The 20,976-nt window shown below is 71.3% G+C and carries 18 protein-coding genes; 10 read left to right on the forward strand and 8 right to left on the reverse strand.

Annotated features, from left to right (window positions below; genetic code table 11):
• Positions 1–204 precede the first annotated feature (204 nt).
• A complete protein-coding gene (locus ABZ434_RS21540; RefSeq protein ID WP_359139109.1) occupies positions 205–2,031 on the forward strand; it encodes a phosphoenolpyruvate carboxykinase (GTP) in 1,827 nt (608 codons plus the stop codon).
• 421 nt (positions 2,032–2,452) lie between these two features.
• Here the strand turns inward: ABZ434_RS21540 and ABZ434_RS21545 are convergent, their stop codons facing one another.
• From ABZ434_RS21545 to ABZ434_RS21560, 4 genes are all read right to left on the reverse strand, one after another.
• Complete coding sequence (locus ABZ434_RS21545; RefSeq protein WP_359139111.1) at positions 2,453–2,869, reverse strand: hypothetical protein; 417 nt, start codon at positions 2,867–2,869, stop codon at positions 2,453–2,455.
• Positions 2,870–2,951: 82 nt separating this feature from the next.
• Entirely contained in the window at positions 2,952–4,163 is a 1,212-nt protein-coding gene (locus tag ABZ434_RS21550; protein WP_359139114.1) for a pyridoxal phosphate-dependent aminotransferase, read from the reverse strand.
• Between the two features lie 237 nt (positions 4,164–4,400).
• Positions 4,401–5,228: an arylamine N-acetyltransferase gene (locus ABZ434_RS21555; RefSeq protein ID WP_359139117.1), complete on the reverse strand. Its 828-nt coding sequence runs from the start codon at positions 5,226–5,228 to the stop codon at positions 4,401–4,403.
• A gap of 100 nt (positions 5,229–5,328) precedes the next feature.
• Positions 5,329–5,553: a DUF4287 domain-containing protein gene (locus ABZ434_RS21560; RefSeq protein ID WP_359139120.1), complete on the reverse strand. Its 225-nt coding sequence runs from the start codon at positions 5,551–5,553 to the stop codon at positions 5,329–5,331.
• A gap of 142 nt (positions 5,554–5,695) precedes the next feature.
• Here ABZ434_RS21560 and ABZ434_RS21565 point away from each other — a divergent pair, with 142 nt between their 5' ends.
• The 5 genes from ABZ434_RS21565 to ABZ434_RS21585 all read left to right on the forward strand — a co-directional run bounded on the left by ABZ434_RS21565 (position 5,696) and on the right by ABZ434_RS21585 (position 10,448).
• A complete protein-coding gene (locus ABZ434_RS21565; protein ID WP_359139123.1) occupies positions 5,696–6,562 on the forward strand; it encodes a GyrI-like domain-containing protein in 867 nt (288 codons plus the stop codon).
• A 194-nt stretch (positions 6,563–6,756) separates the two neighbouring features.
• Positions 6,757–7,596, forward strand: a complete 840-nt coding sequence (locus ABZ434_RS21570; RefSeq protein ID WP_359139126.1) for a type II CAAX endopeptidase family protein — start codon at positions 6,757–6,759, stop codon at positions 7,594–7,596.
• On the forward strand, positions 7,593–8,747 hold the full coding sequence (locus ABZ434_RS21575) for a histidine kinase (RefSeq protein WP_359139129.1): 1,155 nt from the start codon (positions 7,593–7,595) through the stop codon (positions 8,745–8,747). The genes ABZ434_RS21570 and ABZ434_RS21575 overlap by 4 nt, the downstream gene beginning before the upstream one ends.
• On the forward strand, positions 8,744–9,403 hold the full coding sequence (locus ABZ434_RS21580; protein WP_359139131.1) for a response regulator transcription factor: 660 nt from the start codon (positions 8,744–8,746) through the stop codon (positions 9,401–9,403). Before ABZ434_RS21575 ends, ABZ434_RS21580 begins: the two co-directional genes overlap by 4 nt.
• A 115-nt stretch (positions 9,404–9,518) precedes the next feature.
• On the forward strand, positions 9,519–10,448 hold the full coding sequence (locus ABZ434_RS21585) for a serine protease (protein WP_359139134.1): 930 nt from the start codon (positions 9,519–9,521) through the stop codon (positions 10,446–10,448).
• A gap of 55 nt (positions 10,449–10,503) precedes the next feature.
• Here the strand turns inward: ABZ434_RS21585 and ABZ434_RS21590 are convergent, their stop codons facing one another.
• The 3 genes from ABZ434_RS21590 to ABZ434_RS21600 all read right to left on the reverse strand — a co-directional run bounded on the left by ABZ434_RS21590 (position 10,504) and on the right by ABZ434_RS21600 (position 14,502).
• Positions 10,504–11,331, reverse strand: coding sequence for a DUF1206 domain-containing protein (locus tag ABZ434_RS21590; RefSeq protein ID WP_359139137.1), 828 nt, complete (start codon positions 11,329–11,331; stop codon positions 10,504–10,506).
• Between the two features lie 76 nt (positions 11,332–11,407).
• A complete protein-coding gene (locus ABZ434_RS21595; protein ID WP_359139139.1) occupies positions 11,408–13,042 on the reverse strand; it encodes a D-aminoacylase in 1,635 nt (544 codons plus the stop codon).
• 143 nt (positions 13,043–13,185) lie between these two features.
• A complete protein-coding gene (locus ABZ434_RS21600; RefSeq protein ID WP_359139141.1) occupies positions 13,186–14,502 on the reverse strand; it encodes an alanine racemase in 1,317 nt (438 codons plus the stop codon).
• A 171-nt stretch (positions 14,503–14,673) separates the two neighbouring features.
• Here ABZ434_RS21600 and ABZ434_RS21605 point away from each other — a divergent pair, with 171 nt between their 5' ends.
• The 4 genes from ABZ434_RS21605 to ABZ434_RS21620 all read left to right on the forward strand — a co-directional run bounded on the left by ABZ434_RS21605 (position 14,674) and on the right by ABZ434_RS21620 (position 18,627).
• Entirely contained in the window at positions 14,674–15,765 is a 1,092-nt protein-coding gene (locus tag ABZ434_RS21605) for a sugar kinase (RefSeq protein WP_359139144.1), read from the forward strand.
• Positions 15,766–15,829: 64 nt separating this feature from the next.
• Positions 15,830–16,588: an IclR family transcriptional regulator gene (locus ABZ434_RS21610; RefSeq protein WP_359139147.1), complete on the forward strand. Its 759-nt coding sequence runs from the start codon at positions 15,830–15,832 to the stop codon at positions 16,586–16,588.
• Positions 16,589–16,594: 6 nt separating this feature from the next.
• Complete coding sequence (locus tag ABZ434_RS21615) at positions 16,595–17,014, forward strand: RidA family protein (RefSeq protein WP_359139150.1); 420 nt, start codon at positions 16,595–16,597, stop codon at positions 17,012–17,014.
• Between the two features lie 137 nt (positions 17,015–17,151).
• Positions 17,152–18,627, forward strand: coding sequence for a gluconate:H+ symporter (locus ABZ434_RS21620; RefSeq protein ID WP_359139153.1), 1,476 nt, complete (start codon positions 17,152–17,154; stop codon positions 18,625–18,627).
• 40 nt (positions 18,628–18,667) lie between these two features.
• On the opposite strand, the gene ABZ434_RS21625 is transcribed toward ABZ434_RS21620, so the two are convergent.
• The gene (locus ABZ434_RS21625) at positions 18,668–20,950 is read right to left on the reverse strand and encodes a protein kinase (protein WP_359139156.1); all 2,283 of its coding nucleotides are present in this window, start codon (positions 20,948–20,950) and stop codon (positions 18,668–18,670) included.
• Between the last annotated feature and the right edge of the window lie 26 nt (positions 20,951–20,976).

Genomic DNA, 20,976 nt, shown 5'->3' on the forward strand with positions numbered 1-20,976 from the left:
CATCGTACCTACGCCTCCGTAGGTATCGAATTCGAGTGGCGATGCTCACGTGGGCGGCCCCCTGGACATATGGGCGGAACGGTCGGATGATCAAATGAGTGCGGTCGGCACCGGATGAGCGCCAGGGAATTCGAAGGGGTAGAAGCATCCGGGTCGCAGCCCCCACGGGGCCTACCAAACAAACACCCTCATCAAGGAGCGATCGTGGCGCGCGACATCGCGGCTCCCCTCACTGTTCCCACCAACCACCAGGAGCTCGTCTCCTGGGTCGACGAGATCGCAGCCCTCACCGAACCGGACCGAGTGGTCTGGTGCGACGGCTCCGAGGCCGAGTACGAGCGCCTGTGCGGGGAGCTCGTCGCCAAGGGCACGTTCACCAAGCTCGACGAGATCAAGCGCCCGAACTCCTACTACGCAGCCTCCGACCCGAGCGATGTCGCGCGCGTCGAGACCCGGACGTTCATCTGCTCCGCCAAGGAGGAGGACGCCGGTCCGACGAACCACTGGAAGGACCCCGCCGAGATGCGGGAGATCTTCGTGGGGGAGAAGGGTGTCTTCCGCGGCTCCATGCGGGGCCGCACCATGTACGTCGTGCCCTTCTGCATGGGCCCCGTCGGCTCGCCGCTCTCCGCCATCGGCGTCGAGATCACCGACTCCGCGTACGTCGCCGTCTCGATGCGCACCATGACGCGCATGGGCCAGGCCGTCCTCGACGAGCTCGGCACCGACGGCTTCTTCGTCAAGGCCGTCCACACGCTGGGCGCACCCCTGGAGGAGGGCCAGGAGGACGTCCCGTGGCCCTGCAACTCCACCAAGTACATCTCGCACTTCCCCGAGGACCGCGAGATCTGGTCCTACGGGTCCGGCTACGGCGGCAACGCCCTGCTCGGCAAGAAGTGCTACGCGCTGCGCATCGCCTCCGTCATGGCGCGCGACGAGGGCTGGCTCGCCGAGCACATGCTGATCCTGAAGCTCACGCCGCCGCGCGGTGAGTCGAAGTACGTGGCCGCCGCGTTCCCGAGCGCCTGCGGCAAGACCAACCTCGCCATGCTGGAGCCCACGATCTCCGGCTGGACCGTCGAGACCATCGGCGACGACATCGCCTGGATGCGGTTCGGCGAGGACGGCCGTCTCTACGCGATCAACCCCGAGGCCGGCTTCTTCGGCGTCGCGCCCGGCACCGGCGAGCACACCAACGCCAACGCCATGAAGACCATGTGGGGCAACTCCGTCTTCACCAACGTCGCGCTCACCGACGACGGCGACGTTTGGTGGGAGGGCATGACCGAGGAGCTCCCGAAGCACCTCACGGACTGGAAGGGCAACGACTGGACCCCCGAGTCCGGTACGCCCGCCGCCCACCCCAACGCCCGCTTCACCGTCCCGGCGGGCCAGTGCCCCATCATCGCCCCCGAGTGGGAGGACCCGAAGGGCGTGCCGATCTCGGCCATCCTCTTCGGCGGCCGCCGCGCCTCGGCCGTACCGCTGGTCACCGAGTCCTTCAATTGGCAGCACGGTGTCTTCCTCGGAGCCAACGTCGCCTCCGAGAAGACCGCCGCCGCCGAGGGCAAGGTCGGCGAGCTGCGCCGCGACCCGTTCGCCATGCTGCCGTTCTGCGGCTACAACATGGGCGACTACATGAACCACTGGCTGAAGGTCGGCGCGGACAAGCCGGACCAGTCGAAGCTCCCGAAGATCTACTACGTGAACTGGTTCCGCAAGAACGACGCGGGCAAGTTCGTCTGGCCCGGATTCGGCGAGAACAGCCGCGTCCTGAAGTGGATCGTCGAGCGCCTGGAAGGCAAGGCCGAGGGCGTCGAGTCCCCGATCGGCATCCTGCCGGCCAAGGGCTCGATCGACACCGAGGGCCTGGACCTCTCCGAGTCCGAGCTGGACTTCCTGCTCACCGTGGACAAGGAGGTCTGGCGCGAGGAGGCGGCGCTGGTCCCCGAGCACCTCAACACCTTCGGTGACCACACGCCGAAGGCGCTGTGGGACGAGTACCGGGCGCTGGTCCAGCGCCTGGGCTGATCCCGCCCCCTGAACGCCCGCGGCCGGGCTCCCGACAACCGCCCTGACCTGTGGGGGTCAAGGCCCGCCGCGGCAGGGGCGTGCACGAACACGCCCCTGGGCCGGCCCCCGGAACCCTCATACGGTTCCGGGGGCCGGCCCTGTTTCCCGGCGGCGCCGGACACCGTCCGCGCGTCATCCGGCCCTCTTCGTGGCCGGGTCGTGACCGGCCGGAGCTGTCGGCGGGCTGCGCCCCGGCCTACGTTCGACGGGGCCGCGCCGGGGGGTGCGGGGGTTGTGGGGGGCCATCGGGGCACGCCTCAGTGCGTGCTCGCCGACGTGACCTTCCTGTCGACAGCCCTGGCCCGGCAGTCGGCGGGCGCGACGCGGTGAAGGGGTGGCACCCGGTCCACGCGCCTCGGCGGCACGTGGACCGAGGCCGTCAGAGGGCGCCGACCAGCCGCGACGGGGTGGCGGGGGAGTCGGCGGCAGCGGCCGACACCGCTGCGGTGTGCGCGTCCATACGTTCGGCCGAGAGGATCGCGACGACGGTGTCGGCGCGGGACGCCGCCACCACCAGGGCCCGGCCCGCGAGGGCGTGGGCACGACGGTGGAGGGTGGTCGCGGACGCGTCGCTCAGGCCGGCGTGCCGGGCGGGCGGTGCGCCGCGCAACCGGGCGACCTGCTCGGCGATACGGTCGCCCGCCTCGCCGAGACCCAGCTCGTCGGTGACCGCGAGCAGCGCGGCGAGGTGTCCGGCGAGCTGGATGTCCAGCTCCTCCTCGCGGGTGCGGTGCGGGAAGTCGGCGGCGTGGTCGGCCGGTGTGTGGACCGATTTGGTGCGGATCGGTTCGTACATGGATGGCCTCCTGGTGGTGCTGTGAGAACCATCCTAGCTTGGATTCAGTCTAAAGTTGTCTTTCTTCGAGACTCTGCTCCGGCTACACCTGGCCGTACCCGTCCAGGAAGCGGGCGATCCGGCCGATCGCGTCCGTCAGGTCCTTCGTCGAGGGCAGCGTCACGACCCGGAAGTGATCGGGCTCGGGCCAGTTGAACCCGGTCCCCTGCACCACCATGATCTTCTCGGCCCGCAGCAGGTCGAGGACCATCTGCCGGTCGTCCTTGATCTTGTAGACCTTGGGGTCGAGCCGGGGGAAGAGATACAGCGCCCCCTTCGGCTTCACGCAGGTCACACCCGGAATCTGCGTCAGCAGGTCGTACGCCACGTCGCGCTGCTCCAGGATCCGGCCGCCCGGCAGCACCAGGTCGTTGATCGACTGCCGTCCGCCGAGTGCGGTGGCCACGGCGTGCTGCGAGGGCATGTTGGCGCACAGCCGCATGTTCGCCAGGATCGTCAGCCCCTCGATGTACGAGGAGGCGTGCGCCTTCGGCCCGCAGACCGCCATCCAGCCGGAGCGGTAACCGGCCACACGGTAGTTCTTGGACAGCCCGTTGAAGGTCAGCACCATCAGATCGGGGGCGATGGTGGCGGTCGGGGTGTGCGTCGCTCCGTCGTACAGGATCCGGTCGTAGATCTCGTCCGAACAGACCACCAGGTTGTGCCGCCGGGCGATCTCCGTCAGCCCGCGCAGCATCTCGTCGTCGTACACCGCACCCGTCGGATTGTTCGGGTTGATGATGACGAGCGCCTTGGTGCGGTCGGTGATCTTCCGCTCGATGTCGGCCAGGTCCGGCATCCAGTCCGACTGCTCGTCGCACCGGTAGTGCACGGCCGTGCCGCCGGCCAGCGAGACCGAGGCGGTCCACAGCGGGTAGTCCGGAGCCGGTACGAGCACCTCGTCGCCGTCGTCGAGCAGCGCCTGCATCGACATCTGGATCAGCTCGGAGACGCCGTTGCCCAGGTAGACGTCCTCGACGTCGAGGTCGATGCCCTTGGTCTGGTAGTGCTGCATCACCGCCCGCCGCGCGGACAGCAGGCCCTTCGCGTCGCCGTAACCGTGCGCCCCGGAGAGGTTGCGCAGGATGTCTTCGAGGATCTCGGGCGGGCACTCGAAACCGAACGCGGCAGGGTTGCCGGTGTTCAGCTTGAGGATGCGGTGACCTGCAGCTTCCAGCCGCATCGCCTCCTCGAGCACGGGGCCCCGGATTTCGTAACAGACGTTGGCGAGCTTCGTGGACTGGATGACCTGCATGTCTGCGAGCTTACGACTGTGTTTCACGGGCTGCCCGGCCTTTCCGTACGCATTGACCCACCTGGGTCCGTCCATCCGCCGCCCCGGCTTCCATCGCCATGCGCCCGCGCCCGCGGACCGTGGGAACCCGGGGCGCGGGCCGGGCCGGGGCTTGGAATGGGGTGGAACGGGGACGTGACGGACCGGGCCGGGTGACATGCGCCACGGCGTGCCGAGGCCCGGTGCCGGCTGCCAGGCTCACCCGGGCAGCCGGGCGCCCTCCGGAAGCCGGATCCCGAACGTGTCCGCGAGGACGCGCACCACCTCCGCGGTGTCCGCCAGCTCCCGCTCGTCCCGCCCGCCGCCGACGGCCGTCACCACGAGCGTGCGGCCGGTGAGCGACAGATGGGCGTCGCCGGTGGTGCGCTGGACGTACAGCAGATGTTCGAACGGCGAGCGCGGGTTGGTCGCGATGTGCCAGTTGATGACCTCGAAGTCGGGAGCCTCGAAGGGTTCCACCGTGAACGCGTACTGCCCCTGCCACATCCCGTCGCCCGCTCGGGCCTGGAGCTCCCACAGCTCCAGCGGCCCGTCGTGCGGGGTGTGGACGAGCCGGTGGTGGCGCGGGGTGTCGTGCAGTTCGGCACCCGCGGTCAGCGGGATGGGTTCCAGCAGCGAACCCGCCGCACCGAAGCCGACATCGGCGAGAAACGGCGTCGCCTCGCCCGGTACCCCGACTCGCATCAGCATGTGCGTCCGCGGCCGGACGTCCCCGGGTCCGGCCCCCAGTACGACCCGGGCGCACAGCAGCGTGACCTCGAAGCCGAGAGCCCGCAGCGCGGCGGCGAGCAGCGTGTTGTGCTCGTAGCAGTAGCCCCCGCGCTCACTCCGTACGAGCTTCGCCTCCAGATCGGCCGGGGCCAGCGAGGGCACGGTGCCGAGAACGGGATCCAGGTTCTCGAACGGGATGCCCAGCGCGTGCGCACGGTGAACGGAGCGCAGCACGCCCACGGTGGGCCTGCGCTCCCCGCTCCAGCCGATGCGGGCGAAGTAGGCGTCGAGGTCGAGGGCGTGGTCGGAAGTCATGCTCCGACGGTACGCAGCCGAACCGGCCGGGCGCGTCCTTCCGGAGTCGCGACGTCGTGGTCCTCAGGTCCTGGTCCCCGGGCAGGACCCGCTCTTCCCTCTACTTGCCCTGGTCCGTTCCCTTGTCCTCGGCGAGAGTGTGGGCGACCAGCGCGTTGGCATGGCCGTGGCCCATCGCGTGCTCGGACTTGAGCCAGCCCACGAGCTCCATGTGCTTCGTCAACGGCGAGGCGCGGATCAGGTCCTTCCACTCCGCGACGGGGCGGCCGTACTTCTGCTCGATCGACGGGAAATAGCTCGCTGGGCCCTTCACTGCATCGGTCATGACGGAAGTCTGACAGCCGGGTCCGACAATCCCCCGCCACGACCGGCGTCACGGCGGGCACCCGACCGGACCGGGCACAGGATGTCGGGTGGGGCAGGGTGGTCCTTTCCTAGCGTGGTGGACGAAAGGGAAGGAGACCCGGGTGCTGGAGCGGCTGAACGAGGCCATGGAGTACATCGAGCACCGCCTCGACGACCGCATCGACGCCGCCGAGCTGGCCAGGATCGCCATGACGTCGGAGTACCACCTGCGGCGCATGTTCTCCGCACTCGCCGGGATCCCGCTGTCGGAGTACATCCGGCGCAGGCGGCTCACGGTCGCGGGCGCCGAGGTGCTGGCCGGTGAGCGGACGCTGCTGGAGGTCGCGGTGCGGTACGGCTACGCCTCGGGTGAGGCGTTCGCCCGGGCGTTCCGTGCCGTGCACGGCATCGGTCCGGGCGAGGCCAGGCGCACCGGGGCCGCGTTGCGGTCCCAGCCCCGGATGTCCTTCCGCCTCGTCGTCGAAGGGACCAGCAGCATGCGATACCGGATCGTGGAGAAGGAGGAGTTCCGTGTGGTGGGCAGGAAGGCGCGCGTTCCGCTGGTGCACGAGGGGATGAACCCGGCCATCGCCACGTTCGTCCGGAGCATCGACAAGGAGACCGTGGAGCGCATCAAGAGCCTGTCCGACCAGGAGCCGGAGGGGATCGTCCAGGTGAGTGACGATCTCGCGGACAGCAGGGCGGAGGGCACCGAACTGGACTACTACCACGGGGTGGTGAGCTCGGCGCCGGTCCCCGAGGACATGGACGCGCTGGCCGTGGCGGCGGGCGCCTGGGCGGTGTTCGACAGTTCGGGCGCCTTCCCGCAGGCGCTCCAGTTCCTGTGGCGGGACGTCTTCACCGAGTGGTTCCCGTCCAATCCGTACCGGAGCAGGCCGGGACCGGAGATCCTGCGTGTCCGCGTCTCGCCCGACGGGAAGCAGGCGGACGCGCAGCTGTGGATCCCGGTGGAACGCACCGGTGCCTGACGGGCGTTGACGCCGGTCAGGCTGCCGAACGGCCCCCGGCGCACGACCCGTTGGCAGGGGCGTGCGCCGGGGGACGTCCCCCGTGCGAGCTACACACAGGTGTCCACCGTGTGGTGACGACTCCCGCCCGCCGGATCCGTAGCGTCGGAGCGAAGCCGCGGGGAGACGTCCGCGGGCCCGGCAGAGGAGTGCGCATGAGAGTCGTCCTGCAGCTTTCGACCGTCGTCGCCGTGTGGATGATCGGGGGTCAGTGCGTTGCCGCAGCGGACGGGAATCCGTGGCTCACGCTGGTTCTCGGCCTGCTGACCGCGGCGCTCGCCGTGCCGGCCTACCGGTGGGCGGTGCGGCGGACCGAGCACCGTGCCGTCAGCGAGCTGTCCCGGGAGGGCGCGGGGGCGGCCACCGGCCGCGGGGTGCTGATCGGCGTCGCGTTGTTCGGGGCCGTCATCATGAACCTGGCCTTCTCCGGCAACTACCACGTCAACGGTCTCGGCTCGGTCACCGGCGCGGTGGGGCTGGTCGGCTTCATGGCGGCCGCCGCCGTGACGGAGGAACTGGTCTTCCGCGGGACGCTGTTCCGGCTCGTGGAGGAACGCGGCGGGACCTGGATCGCGCTCGCGCTGACCGGGACCCTGTTCGGCCTGATGCACCTGCTGAACCCGAACGCCGACCTGTGGGGCGCCGCCGCCATCGCGGTCGAGGCCGGTGGCATGCTCGGCGCCGCGTACGCGGCCACCCGCAGACTGTGGCTGCCCATCGGCGTGCACTTCGGCTGGAACTTCGCCGCCTCCGGCCTCTTCAGCACCGAGGTCTCGGGCAGTGACACTCCGCAGGGAATACTCGACGCCGCGACCTCGGGCCCGCAGCTGATCACCGGCGGCGACTTCGGGCCCGAGGCAAGTGTGTACTCGGTGGCGTTCGGTGTGGTGCTGACGGTGGTGTTCATGTGGCTGGCCCGTCGTCGAGGCCACCTGGTGCCCCGGCGCAGCCGGCGCGGCGCCGGGACCGGTACCGCCACTAAGGTTTCCGGGTGACCAGACTCCGGAGTCTTCCCGAAGTGTGGCGCCGGCTGGACGTCACGGTTCGCGATCTCCCCCTGGGGCTGCTCCTCCTTGCCGCGTCGCTCCTGCCGGCGCTCCACAACCGCGGGACGGAGATCGGCGGCATGCCGGCCCGCTCCCTCGACGCCCTGGGCGTGGTCGCCGTCTGCCTGCAGAGCCTCCCGCTCGCCGTGCGCCGGCGGTTTCCCCCGGTCGCTCTCGGCCTGGTGGTGCTCGGCTTCGTGCTGGACCAGCTCAGCGGCTACCACCTGCTCGCGGGTGCCGCGTTGCCCATCGCCCTCCTGAGCGGGGGGTCCCATCTGGAACGGCACCGGCGCGCCATCGTGCTCGTCCTCTCCTCGGCGTACGTGGCGCTGGCGGTCGCCCTCTCCCGGCTCGGTCCCGGTGAGAGCCTGGCCGGTTTCGGGGCCTTCTACCTGGCTCTGGCCCTCGCCTGGGGCGCGGGGTCGTGGCTGCGGTACACCCGGACCCTGGAGGCCGAACACCGCCGTCGGGTGGCTGAGGACACCCGCGTCGCCGAGCGCGCCCGCATCGCCCGCGAGCTCCACGACATCGTGACCCACCATGTGACGGCGATGGTCGTGCAGACCGAGGCGGCCCGCTGCCTGACCGCCGCACCCGACCGGCTTGACCGGACCCTGGCCACGGTCGCCGACACCGGCCGACGGGCCATCACCGACCTGCGGCATCTGCTCGATCTGCTCGACCCCGGCCACGGCGCCGAGGCCAGGACACCGACCGTCGGCCGGATCCTCACCCTCGTGGAACAGACCCGTCGAGCAGGGCAGGCGGTGGAGTTCACGGAGCGGGGCACGCCCGCGGAGTCGACCGGCAGTGCCGACCTCGTGGCCTACCGGGTCGTGCAGGAGGCCCTGACGAACGCCCTCAAGTACGCGCAGGGCAGCAACACCTCGGTCCAGGTGCACCACAGCGAAAGGGAGATCACCGTGGAGGTCAGCACGGACGGTTCCGGCTCACGGGCCAAGGTCGCGGGCGGGAGCGGGCGTGGCCTCGTGGGGCTCCGCGAACGCGTCGGCGTCCTGGGCGGGGACTTCAGCGCGGCCCCTCGTACGGGCGGCGGCTTCGTCGTCCGGGCGCGCATACCCGCCGGGAGCCCTTCGTGACCACGCCCGTCCGGGTCCTCGTCTGCGACGACCAGGTACTGGTACGCACCGGGCTGGCCACGATCATCGACGCCCAGCCCGACCTCGAGGTGGCGGGCGAGTGCGGGGACGGGCGGACCGCGGTGGAGATGGCCCTGCGACTGCGCCCGGACGTCGTCGTGATGGACATTCGCATGCCGGTGCTCGACGGCATCGAGGCCACCCGTCTGCTGGCGGGCGCCGGAGTGGACCATCCCGTCAAGGTGCTCGTGGTGACCACGTTCAATCTGGACGAGTACGTCTACGAGGCCCTGCGGGCCGGGGCGAGCGGCTTCCTGCTCAAGGACGCGCCCCCCTCCCAGCTGCTGCACGGGATCAGGACCGTGGAGACGGGCCAGGCGTTGCTGGACCCCGAGGTGACGCGCCGTCTGGTGGGCAGGTACGCCGCCCGGATCCGGCCCACCGGTGACACCCCGCAGGACATCCCGCTGACCCCCCGTGAACTGGAGGTCCTGCGCCTCATCGCGGACGGCTTCTCCAACAGCGAGATCGCCGTGACCCTCCTGATCAGCCCGGAGACCGTGAAGACCTTCGTGTCACGCATCCTCGCCAAACTCGGCCTCCGCGACCGCGTCCAGGCAGTCGTCTATGCCTTCCGCCAGGGCCTGGTGACCTGAATTCGCCCCTTGTGGGGTTCCCTCCAGTGCGCCACCATGCGCATGTCAAAACCGGAAGAACTTCGGTCGCAGAGGCTTCCCACGCTCTGCGCAGGTCACTTGAGGGGACCCCCACATGAAAAAGCCTCTCGTCGGTGCGCTCTTCGCGGTGCTGCTCCTCGGAGCCGGCACCGCGCCCGCGTCAGCGGCCACAAGCCACGACGCGGCAGCACCCAGCAAGGTCAAGGCGGCAGCGGCCACCGCGAGCCGCACCGCGGCGGACGCGGCGTCATCCGGCCACGCGGCCGTTCAGGCGCAGAAGGTCAGGCCCAAGGCCATCGGCTTCGCCGGGACCGTGGCGCTCAGCAACTGCTCGGGATCGGTCGTCCGCACACCCGGCTCCCAGCCGGGCGACCCCGCGCTCGTGCTCTCCAACGGGCACTGCATGGAGTCCGGGTTCCCCGGCCCGGGCGAGGTCGTCCTCAACCAGCGGTCCACCCGCAGCTTCACGTTGCTGAACGCCTCGGGCAGCGGCATCGGCACCGTCCGGGCGAGCAAGATCGCGTACGGGACGATGACGGACACCGACATATCGGTGTACCAACTCACCTCCACGTACGCCCAGATCGAGAACACCTACGGCATCAAGGCGCTGGAACTCAACACCGCGCACCCCGTGCAGGGCACCGCGATCACCGTCGCGTCCGGGTACTGGAAGCGCACGTACAGCTGCAACATCGACGGGTTCGTCTACCGCCTCAAGGAAGGGGAGTGGACCTGGAAGGACTCGGTCCGGTACACCTCCGCCTGCCAGACCATCGGCGGCACGTCCGGCTCGCCGGTGATCGACAACGCCACCGGCAAGGTGGTCGCCGTCAACAACACCGGTAACGAGGACGGGCAGGAGTGCACGGACAACAACCCGTGCGAGGTCGACGAGAACGGGCGGGTGACGGTCCGCGAGGGCATCAACTACGCCCAGGAGACCTATGGCATCGTGCCGTGCATCGGCACCGGCAACGTCTTCGACCTCAACCGTGCAGGGTGCACACTGCCCAAGCCGTAAGGGCGTGAGCGGGGCGGAAGGGCAGGTGCGTCCGCCCCGCTGTCGGCCTCCCGGGTCAGATTTTGCGCCATCGGGCATTCGCCCAGGAGAAGACGCCGAAGGCGGCCAGTCCGACGGCGATCAGGGCCAGCAGCCACGGGCCGGCCGGAGTCGCGCTGAACGACCGCAGGGTGTCGTCCATTCCCTTGGCCTCGCCCGAGCGGGCCTTCACCGCCGCGGCCACGGCGAATCCGCCGGCCACCGCGAAGACGAGTCCGCGACAGACGCCGCCGAACACCCCGGTGATGTCCACCGTGCGTCGTACGGCGGGCGACATCTCGCCCATGCGCAGGTGCTTGTGGAACTTCCGCAGGGCGGCACGGCCCGCGATCCACAGGCCCGCGCCGACGATGACCGCGCCGACCGCCCCCACGATCCAGCGCCCGCCCGACATGTCGAGCACCTTCGCCGTGACGTCCTTCGACTGGCTGTCACCGGAACCGCTGCCGCTGCCCCGCTCGCCGGCGGCGAAGGTCAGGACCGAGTACGACACGAACGCGTAGAAGACCGCACGCCCCGCCGATGCGAGGCGCTTGGTCGCCTTGCGCCCGTCCGGGCCGGCGGCGCCGAACGCCGCCTCGGACAGCCGCCACAGGGCCATGCCCACCAGGGCGATCCCCAGGGCCCACAGCAGGACGGAGCCGAAGGGCTTCTGCGCGATCTCCGCGAGTGCCCCGCCCCGGTCCGCCTGCTTTCCGCCGCCGGCTTCTCCGCTGTCGCCGAACGCGATGCGCAGAGCGAGAATTCCGACGAGGAAATAGATCACTCCACGGGCGACGAAGCCCGCACGGCCGCCCGCCTCGACGGCCGAACTGTTACCTGCCCGTCTCGCCTTTCCGCTCATTCCCTTTCCTTGGCTTCTTCGCGCTGTCGCAGAGATATTCATACGCAGCCGGATGCCCCGGCCGGGAGCCGGGAAACTACCGGGCCGCGGCGGCGGCCGCCCTGCCGGACCGCACCGACCGGCCCGCCAGTACCTGTGTCCGCTTTCCGTCCTCGATGACGAAACGGCCGTCGATGAGGACATGCGGAATGCCGGTCGGCAGGGTGCGGGGCTCGTCGAACGTCGAGCCCGCCGCCACCGTCGCCGGGTCGAAGAGGACCAGGTCGGCGCGGTAGCCCTCGCGTACGTACCCGCGGTCGGGCAGCCGCAGGCGGGCCGCGGGCCGGGAGGTGAGGTGGGCGACGCACTCCTCCAGGGAGAGGATGCCCAGCTCCCTCGCGTACCGTCCGAGATACTGCGGGAACGTGCCGTACGCGCGGGGGTGCGGCTTGTCGCCCTGGAGGATGCCGTCGCTGCCGCCGGTGTGGACGCGGTGGCGCATGATCTGCCGGACGTTCTCCTCATGGCCCACGTGCTGGAGGATCGTCGTCCCCAGCCGGTCGTCGACGAGCAGCCGCCGCGCGGTCACCCAGGGCTCCTCGCCCCGCAGGCGCGCGGACTGCGCCACCGTACGGCCGACGTACGCGGCGAGGGCCGGCACGCTGACGCCGGAGATCTCGATGGTGTCCCACTCGATCGGCACCCCGTGGCAGCCGTCCGACCCCACGACCTCCAGGTCATGACGGATCCGCGCGGCCGTGGCGTCGTCGGCCAGGCGTGTCAGGACCGACTCCGGCCCGCCCTCGCTCGCCCAGCTGGGCAGCATGGCGACCAGGGTGGTGCAGCCCGGGGTGTACGGGTAGGTGTCGAGGGAGATGTCGGCGCCCTCGTCGAGGGCGCGGTCGAGGAGGCCCAGCAGCTCCGGGGCGCGGCCCTCGTTCACGCCGAAGTTCATGGTGGCGTGGGCGAGGTGGAGGGCGCAGCCCGCGGAGCGGGTGAGGCGCACCATCTCCTCGTACGCCTCCAGGGCCCCGGCGCCGTACGAGCGGTGGTGGGGGCAGTAGTAGCCGCCGTGCTCGGCCACCACCCGGCACAGGGCCGTGAGTTCGGCGTCGTCCGCGTACATGCCCGGGGTGTAGGTGAGCCCCGACGACATGCCGACGGCGCCCTCGGACATGGACTGGGCGACGAGCTGCTTCATCCGGGTCAGCTCGGCCTCGGTGGCGGGCCGGTCCTCCCAGCCGACCGCGTACATCCGGACGGTTCCCTGCGGGATCAGATAGGCGGCGTTCACCGCGATGCCCTGCCCGCCGAAGTTGCGGTCGAGCCGGTCGAGGTACTCGCCGACGGTGCGCCAGTCGAAGTCGATGTCGCTCCCGTCGCCGTTCCACCCGGTGATGGCGCGGCGGACCTCGGCGAGGGTGCGGTCGTCGGCGGGGGCGTACGACAGCCCGTCCTGACCCAGGACTTCGAGGGTGACGCCCTGCGCGGCCTTCGCGCTGTGATCGGGGTCGCGCAGCAGCGCGAGGTCGCTGTGGGCGTGCATGTCGACGAAACCGGGGGAGAGGGCGAGGCCGTCCGCGTCCAGGATGCGGGCGGCGGCCGGGCGCGGGCCGGGGGAGTCCTCGCGGTGGATCTCCGCGATGCGGCCGTCGACGAGGGCCACGTCGGCGCGGTAGGAGGGGGTGGCGGTGCCGTCGATGACGCGGGCGTCGCGGATGACCAGGTCCATGGGGAGTGCCTTTCGCAATCCGGCGTCGCCGGCGTGTGAGGCGCGGCCCGGGGCGGAGCCCCGGTCACGGGAAGGGGGGTGGGGTGGGGCGGGGGTGCTTCCCCGCAGGGGAAACACCCCACCGGGGAAGCGGCCCGCAGGGATCAGAAGAACGTGCGGATGTAGTCCGTGACCGTGCCGTCCGCCTCCACCAGCGGGATCAGCTGCCACTTGTCGAAGCTCGTGCACGGGTGCGAGAGCCCCATCCCCACCCAGTCCCCGACCTCCAGCTCGGCGCCCTCGTCCGTCCGTACCCACGCGTGCTGGTCCGACAGGCCGGTGACCTCGATCCCCGACGCCTCACGCACCGAGCCGTCGCGCCCGGACCGCACGACCTGTGCCTGGGGCAGGTCGAGGTCGTAGGCGGCGTCCCGCTTGCCCGCGTTGAGGAACGCCTGCTCGCCCGTCGGACGCGACACGACCTGGGCCCAGAGCCGGAAGGCCGGCTGCAGGGCACCCTCCTCGGGGACCCGGTTGAAGGGGGTGAGGTGGCGGTAGTGCCCGTCGTCGTGCGAGACGTACGCCCCCGAGCGGAGCAACTTGAGGACGGGGGAGGTGAGTTCGGGAATCGTCGCGAACACGTCCGCGACCGCGTCGAACCACGCGCTGCCGCCCGCGCTGATCACGACCGGCTCACCGGCCTCCAGCGCGGCGAACCGCCCCGCCGCGTCGAAGTCCGCGGCCAGGGCGACGAGCCGGCGCAGCCAGTCCCGCACCCGTTCGCCCGTCGCGTCCGGCACCTCGCCCTCGTAACCGGCCACGCCCACCAGGCGCAGCGTCCCGGCACCGGCCACCGCGTCGGCGACCGCGGCGCAGTCGGCCTCGGTACGGGCACCCGTGCGGGCGCCCTCGCCCGCGCCGAGCTCCACGACGACGTCCACCGGGCGGGAGGCGCCCGCCGCGCTCAGGGCCTCGTCCATCAGCTCGACGCCGCGCACCGAGTCGACGTAACAGACGAAGCGGAAGTCCGGGTCGGCGTTCAGCTCGCCCGCGAGCCAGGTCAGCGCGGCCGCGTCGACGAGCTCGTTGGCCAGGAAGATCCGCTGGATCCCGAACGCGCGGTAGACGCGTGCCTGGTGCGGGACCGCGGCGGTGATGCCCCACGCGCCGTGCCGCAGCTGGCGGTCGAACAGCTGAGGGGACATCGAGGTCTTGCCGTGCGGTGCGAAGGCGAGGCTGTGGCGCTGCGCGTACGTCTCCAGCAGCGCGAGGTTGTGCTCGACGGACTCGGCCGACAGGGCGAGCACCGGGGTGGTGAACCCGCCGGTGAAGAGGTTGCGCCGCTCGGCGGCCAGGTCGCCGACGGTCAGACCGGCCGCGTCGGGCGGGAGTGCCTTGAACCGGTGGTCGACCCGCTCGGCGGCGAGTCCGGCGAGGCCGGTGTGTGCGGTGTGTCCGGCGACGGGGTGTTCGGCGGCCATGGAGGTGCCTCCTCGATCTGATTCGTGCGAAGTGAATGCGGCAGGCCACTGCGCTGTCGTTGCAACATATGCAACACCCATTGCGTATATCGCTCAGGGCTGTCTAACATCCGAGCCGACGCCCGGTCAATGACGAGACCGGCACCGCCCGCCCGACCACGAGGAGCCCGAGTGTCCGGAACCCCGGCCAGGACCGACGCCGAAGCGGCCACCGATGTCGTGTGCCTCGGCGAGTCCATGGTGACGTTCCTGCCCTCGCAGCCCGGACGCCTCGCCGACGTCCCCTCCTTCGGCCGCGGCATCGGCGGCGCCGAGTCCAACGTGGCCTGCGCCCTCGCCGCGGCCGGGCACCGCACGGCCTGGGTGAGCCGGGTCGGGGCGGACGGCTTCGGCGACCACCTCGTCGGCGCGATCTCCGCGTACGGGGTCGACACCTCCGCCGTACGGCGCGATCCCGACCGGCCCACCGGCATCTACTTCCGTACGGCGACGGACCGCGGCACCGATGTCCACGAGGTGGCGTACTACCGGGCCGGGTCCGCGGCCTCGGCGATGTCGCCCTCGAACGTCCCGCACGAGGCACTGTTCGCCGGCCGGGTCCTGCACCTCTCCGGCATCACGGCCGCACTCTCCGCAGGCTGCCTGGAGCTCCTGCGCGAGCTGACGGCCCCCCGCGCCGGCCGCCCGCTCGTCTCCTTCGACGTCAACCACCGGCCGGGGCTGTGGCGGGGCGCCGACGCGTCCCCCGGCGTCCTGCTGGACCTGGCCCGCGGCGCGGACCTCGTCTTCGTCGGCGAGGACGAGGCGGAGGAGGCGTGGGGGGTGAAGGGCGCCGACGCGATCCGCGAGGCGCTCCCGGAGCCGGCAGTGGTGGTCGTGAAGCGGGGCGCGGACGGCGCGACGGTCTTCTCGGGACGGGGCGAGGCCCCGCGCGGCGGGGAGCGGCCCGCCCCCGACGCCGCGGCCCCGGACACCGTCACCGACGTCCCCGCCCTCCACGTCGACGTCGTCGCCCCCGTCGGCGCCGGTGACGCCTTCGCCGCCGGCTTCCTCTCCGCCACCCTGCGCGGGCTGCCCGTTCGCGACCGGGCCCGGCACGGCCACCTGATGGCCGCAGCCGTCCTCACCGTCCCCGGCGACCTGACCGCCCCGCCCGCGCGCGACCGGGCCGACCGCCTCGCCGCCCTCGACGACACCGACTGGGGGAGACTGCGTCTCGGCCCCGGGTGGACGGGGGACGACACGGAGGTACATACGCGATGAGCGAGCGACCCGACAAGAGGGGCGTCATCGGCGAACGCCGGACCGAGGGCAGCGAGGCGGACGCATGAGCCAGACCGTCGACCGGGCGCTGAGCATCCTGCCGCTGCTCGCCCAGGGACCCGCCGACCTCGGACAGGTCGCCGAGCGGCTCGGCGTGCACAAGTCCACGGCCCTGCGGCTGCTCCGTACGCTCCACGAGCACGGGCTCGTCTACCGCCAGCAGGACCAGCGCTACCGCCTGGGCGCACGGCTCTTCGCCCTCGCCCAGGAGGCCGTCGAGAACCTCGACGTACGGGAGATCGCCCACGCGCACCTCGTCGAGCTCAACGCGAACTGCGGACACACCGTCCACCTCGCCGTGTACGAGGAGAACGAGGTCCTCTACATCGACAAGGTCGAGAGCCGCTACCCGGTCCGGATGTACTCCCGCATCGGCAAGCCCGTGGCGATCACCGTCGCCGCGGTGGCCAAGCTCCTGCTCGCGGACCTGAGCGAAGCCGAGCGGCGCGCCATCGCGGAGAAGCTCGACTACCCCATGTACACGTCCCGTTCGACCCCCGGCCCCGGCGCCTTCCTCAAGGAACTCGCCACCGTGCGCGAACAGGGATGGGCCACCGACCTCGGCGGCCACGAGGAGTCCATCAACTGCGTCGGCGCCCCCATTCGCGGCGCCGACGGGCGCGTCGTCGCCGCGATGTCGGTCTCCGCACCGAACGTGGTCGTCACGGCCGAGGAACTCCTCACCCTGCTCCCCCTGGTCCGGCGCACCGCCGACACCATCAGCCGGGAGTACTCCGGCACCAACCGACCCAAGAGAGCCTGATCAGCGATGACCGACAAGACCGTGAAGACCCCCCTCACCCCGAGCACCCACACCACCCCGCCCGCGAAGTTCTCGCACGGGGTGAAGAAGGGGAACATCCTCCAGGTCGCCGGACAGGTCGGCTTCCTTCCCGCCGTGGAGGGCCAGGCGCCGACACCGGCCGGTCCGACCCTGCGCGAGCAGACCCTCCAGACCTTCGCCAACGTCAAGGCGATCCTGGAGGAGGGCGGCGCGAGCTGGGACGACGTGATGATGATGCGCGTCTACCTCACGGACGTGGACCACTTCGCCGAGATGAACGAGATCTACAACTCCTACTTCGGCGAGCAGAACCTCAAGGAGGCCCCCGCCGCCCGCACGACGGTCTACGTCGGCCTGCCCAAGGGACTGCTCATCGAGATCGACGCCCTCGCGGTCCTCGGCTGATCCGGACCCACTGAGCCCGATCCCCTTGCCCTACCTGCTCCACCGCCCCACAGCGCCCGGCACGGCGCCCCGCACCCCAGCGGCGCCGTGCCGCGGTCCGCCCTGCCCGGAAACCATGGACGACAACGGAGTTACCCATGCTGCTCGCCGCAAGCCCCCCACCGGTCGAGACGCCACCCCACACCGGTGGACTCCTCCTCCTCATAGACGGGACGGCCGGTCTGCTGACCGTCGCCGCCCTCGGCATCGCGCTCCTCCTCTTCCTGATCATCAAGGTCAGGCTCCAGCCGTTCGTCGCCCTGCTCGCCGTCTCCATAGCCGTCGGCCTGGGCGCCGGGCTCTCCGTCACGGAGCTCTTCGGCACGGTGCAGAAGTCCGCCGCCGTCTCCGTCATCGAGTCCGGCATGGGCGGCATCCTCGGCCACGTCGCGATCATCATCGGGCTCGGCACCATGCTCGGCGCGATCCTCGAAGTCTCCGGCGGCGCAGAGGTGTTGAGCGCACGCCTGCTGAACCTCTTCGGGGAGAAGCGCGCCCCGCTCGCCATGGGCCTGACCGGTCTGATCTTCGGTGTCCCGGTCTTCTTCGATGTCGGGATCTTCGTCCTCGCGCCGATCGTGTACGCGGCCGCCAAGCGCTCCGGCAAGTCGATCCTGCTCTACGCGATGCCGCTCCTCGCGGGCCTGTCCATGACCCACGCGTTCCTGCCGCCGCACCCCGGCCCGGTCGCCGCCGCCGGTCTCTTCCACGTCTCGCTCGGCTGGGTCATCCTGATGGGCGCCGTCGTCGGCATCCCGTCCGTCCTGGCCGCCTGGGGCTACGCCGCCTGGATCGGGAAGCGCATCTTCGTCGAGGTACCGCAGGACATGGTCGAAGCCGCCGCGGAGGCGAAGGCCGCCGTCGTCGCCGAGCAGCGGGCCGCCGGGGTCACTCCGCACGAGTCACCGGTCGCGCTCTCCACCGTCCTCGCGATCATCGGCACCCCGCTGGTGCTGATCCTCGCCGCGACGTTCTCCTCCATCGCGCTCGACCCCTCGACGCTCCGCTCGGTCATCGAGTTCTTCGGCAACCCCTTCGTCGCCCTGACGATCGCGCTGCTGCTGGCGTACTACCTGCTCGGCATCCGGCGCGGCTGGTCCCGCAAGTCCCTGGAATCCGTGTCGACCTCGTCCCTCAAGCCGGTCGGCAACATCCTGCTCGTCGTCGGTGCGGGCGGCATCTTCGGAGCCGTGCTCAAGAGCAGCGGCATCGCGGACGCGCTCGCCGACACCTTCAACGACGTCGGGCTGCCCGTCATCCTGCTGGCCTGGCTCATCTCGGCGGTCCTGCGCATCGCCCAGGGCTCGGCGACGGTCGCCATCGTCACGACCGCCGGCATCGTGGTCCCGCTCGTCGAGGACCAGGACTTCTCGCAGCCCCACCTGGCGCTGATCATCATGGCGATCTCGGCCGGCTCGATCATCGCCTCGCACGTCAACGACGGCGGCTTCTGGATGGTGTCGAAGTACTTCGGCATCTCCGAGCGCGACACCCTGAAGTCCTGGACGGTCCTGGAGACGGTCCTGTCGGTCGCGGGCTTCGCCGTGGCGGCGCTGCTCAGCCTGGTGATCTGAGACCCGTGGGCGGCCCGGTCCGGCACGGTGACCGGCCGGATCAGGCCGCCGACGCGCAGATGATGCTCCGGCCCTTGTTCACCTGCCAGTACCAGAACTTCTCGCCGCGCCCCGACGGGCAGGTCCAGTTCTGGCCCGCCGTGGGAGCGCGGTAGAACCCGGTGATCCGCAGGATCGACTGGCCCGCCTTGGGCACGGTCGACGCGTTGCAGCGCCAGACCACCGTGAGATCGGCGTTGGTGGCCCCGGTCACGTCCGCGGGGAAGCACTGGCCCACCTGGTACACCCGGTCGAGGCAGAGCGTCCTGTCGACCCCGTCGTCACCGGATCTGCTCCACCAGGTGAAGCCGGCGCCGGTGTCGCAGGAACTGGAACCTCCGGAACGGGTGCTCACACGGTTGACGTGCATGTACGCGTTGGAGGCACTGCAGCTCACCCGGACGGGGCGGTCGGCGCTCATGTCGTCGTGCCCGTCGTTGTACACGTCGAGGCAGTCACCGGCCCGCACAGCGGCGAACGCCCGGTCGCCGGCATCCGGAGTCGGGGTCGGGGTCGGGGTCGGCGTGGGAGTGGGCGTCGGCGTCGGTTCGTCCACGGTGTCACTGCCGGAGTCGTCGTAGGTGTTGTCGCTGTCGGTGCCCGTACCCGTGTCGTCCGACCGGGTGCCGCTGCCGGTGTCGGACGATGCGGAGCCGCTGCCACCGGAGCTGGACGAACTGCCTCCGCTGCCGCTCCCGTTGCCCGTCGTCTCCCAGGGCTGCCAGGCCAGCAGCCCGATGACGACGGCCACGGCGACCAGCCAGCCCAGCGCAGAGGAGTTCCCCGTGGAACCGGTCCGCGGAGGCGTCGGACGCGTCACGCCCGGCCCGGTCGGGGCGGTGCTGGGCGAGGACGTGCGCGCCCGGGCGGCCCGCCGCGCCGCCTCCTGTTCGGCGCGTACCCTCGACGCCCGCGCGGCCTCCTCCCTTGCCGCGCGCTCCCGCTCGGCACGCTCCCGCGCCGCGCGCTCCCGCTGGACCCGCTCCTGCTCGGCACGCCTGCGCACGCGCTCCTGCTCGGCACGCGCCTGTTCCTGCGCCGCGCGCTCCCGTTCACGCCGTGCGCTCTCGGCCTCCTGGCGCTGGGCCGCCTGCCGCTCGGCCTCCTGGTGGGCCGCCTCGACGCGTTCCCGTTCGGCGCGCTCCTGTTCGGCCTGCTCCGCGCGCTGCCGCTCCGCCAGTTCCGCGAGTGCCGCCATTTCCTGCCGTGTGCGGTCGCGGCGTGTGCGGTCGCGGGCCGCCCGGGCCTGGCGCTCCGGCGGATAGATCAGCGTCGGCGGCGGGGGCGGCACCACGTTCGTGCGCTGGATGAGGGTCGGGGCCGCCGGGTTGGACGTCGGCGGCCGCGGTCGGCTCGTCCGGCGGTCGTCGGCGAGCTCCAGGCCCTGGGTCGCGTACGCGCCGATCAGCGCCGTCCACCGCGGAGGCAGCCACCGGGTGCCGCTGTGGGAGGCGGGCAGATGGGCCTGGGCCTCGCGGAAGCGGGCGAGCAGGCCGGCGGGCTCGGGACGCCGGCCCGGGTCGACGGCGAGACACGGCCGGATCGTCGTGACGAGCTCCTTCGGCAGCCCGCCGAGGTCGAGTTCGCCGCGCTGGACACGGGCCAGGAGCCGCAGGGTGTCGCCGTCGGAGGCGTAGGGCGGCCGTCCGGTGGCGAGCAGGAACAGGGTCGCGCCCAGCGAGTAGACGTCGGAAGCGGCGGTCGACTCCTCGCCACGCGCCTGCTCGGGCGAGGTGAAGGCGATCGTGCCGAGCGTGAGGCCCGTGAGAGTGAGATCGCTGGCGTGCGAGATGCCGAAGTCGATGACGCGGGGGCCGTCCAGCGGCAGCAGCACGTTCTGCGGCTTCACATCGCGGTGGACGATGCCCACGCCGTGGAGCGTCACCAGGGCCTCCGCGGTGCCGGCGGCTATCCACCGTACGGCCGAGGCGGGCAACACCCCGCAGGTCCGCACCAGTTCGGACAGCGGGGGCGCGGCGATGTAGTCGATCGCCATCCACGGCCGCTCCGCGTTCGGGTCCGCGTCCCGGACTCGCGCCGTGTACGCGCTGGCGACCCGCTGCGCGACCGCCACCTCGCGCGCGAAGCGCCGCCGGTCGACGTCGCTGACGCTCCCCTCGGCCAGCAGCGTCTTCACGGCGACGAGGCCCCGCCCGCCGCGATCCCCGCCGCGGGCGAGATAGATCCGTCCCATGCCGCCGGACGCGAGCCGTCCGATCAACCGGTACGGTCCGAGCGTCGCCGGATCGTACCCGCTCAGCGCCTGAACCCGCGCCCCGGCCATGTCACTCCCCCTGTCGCACCACCACC

Origin of the sequence: Streptomyces sp. NPDC005761, from assembly GCF_040630635.1 — a bacterium.
Lineage (GTDB): Bacteria > Actinomycetota > Actinomycetes > Streptomycetales > Streptomycetaceae > Streptomyces.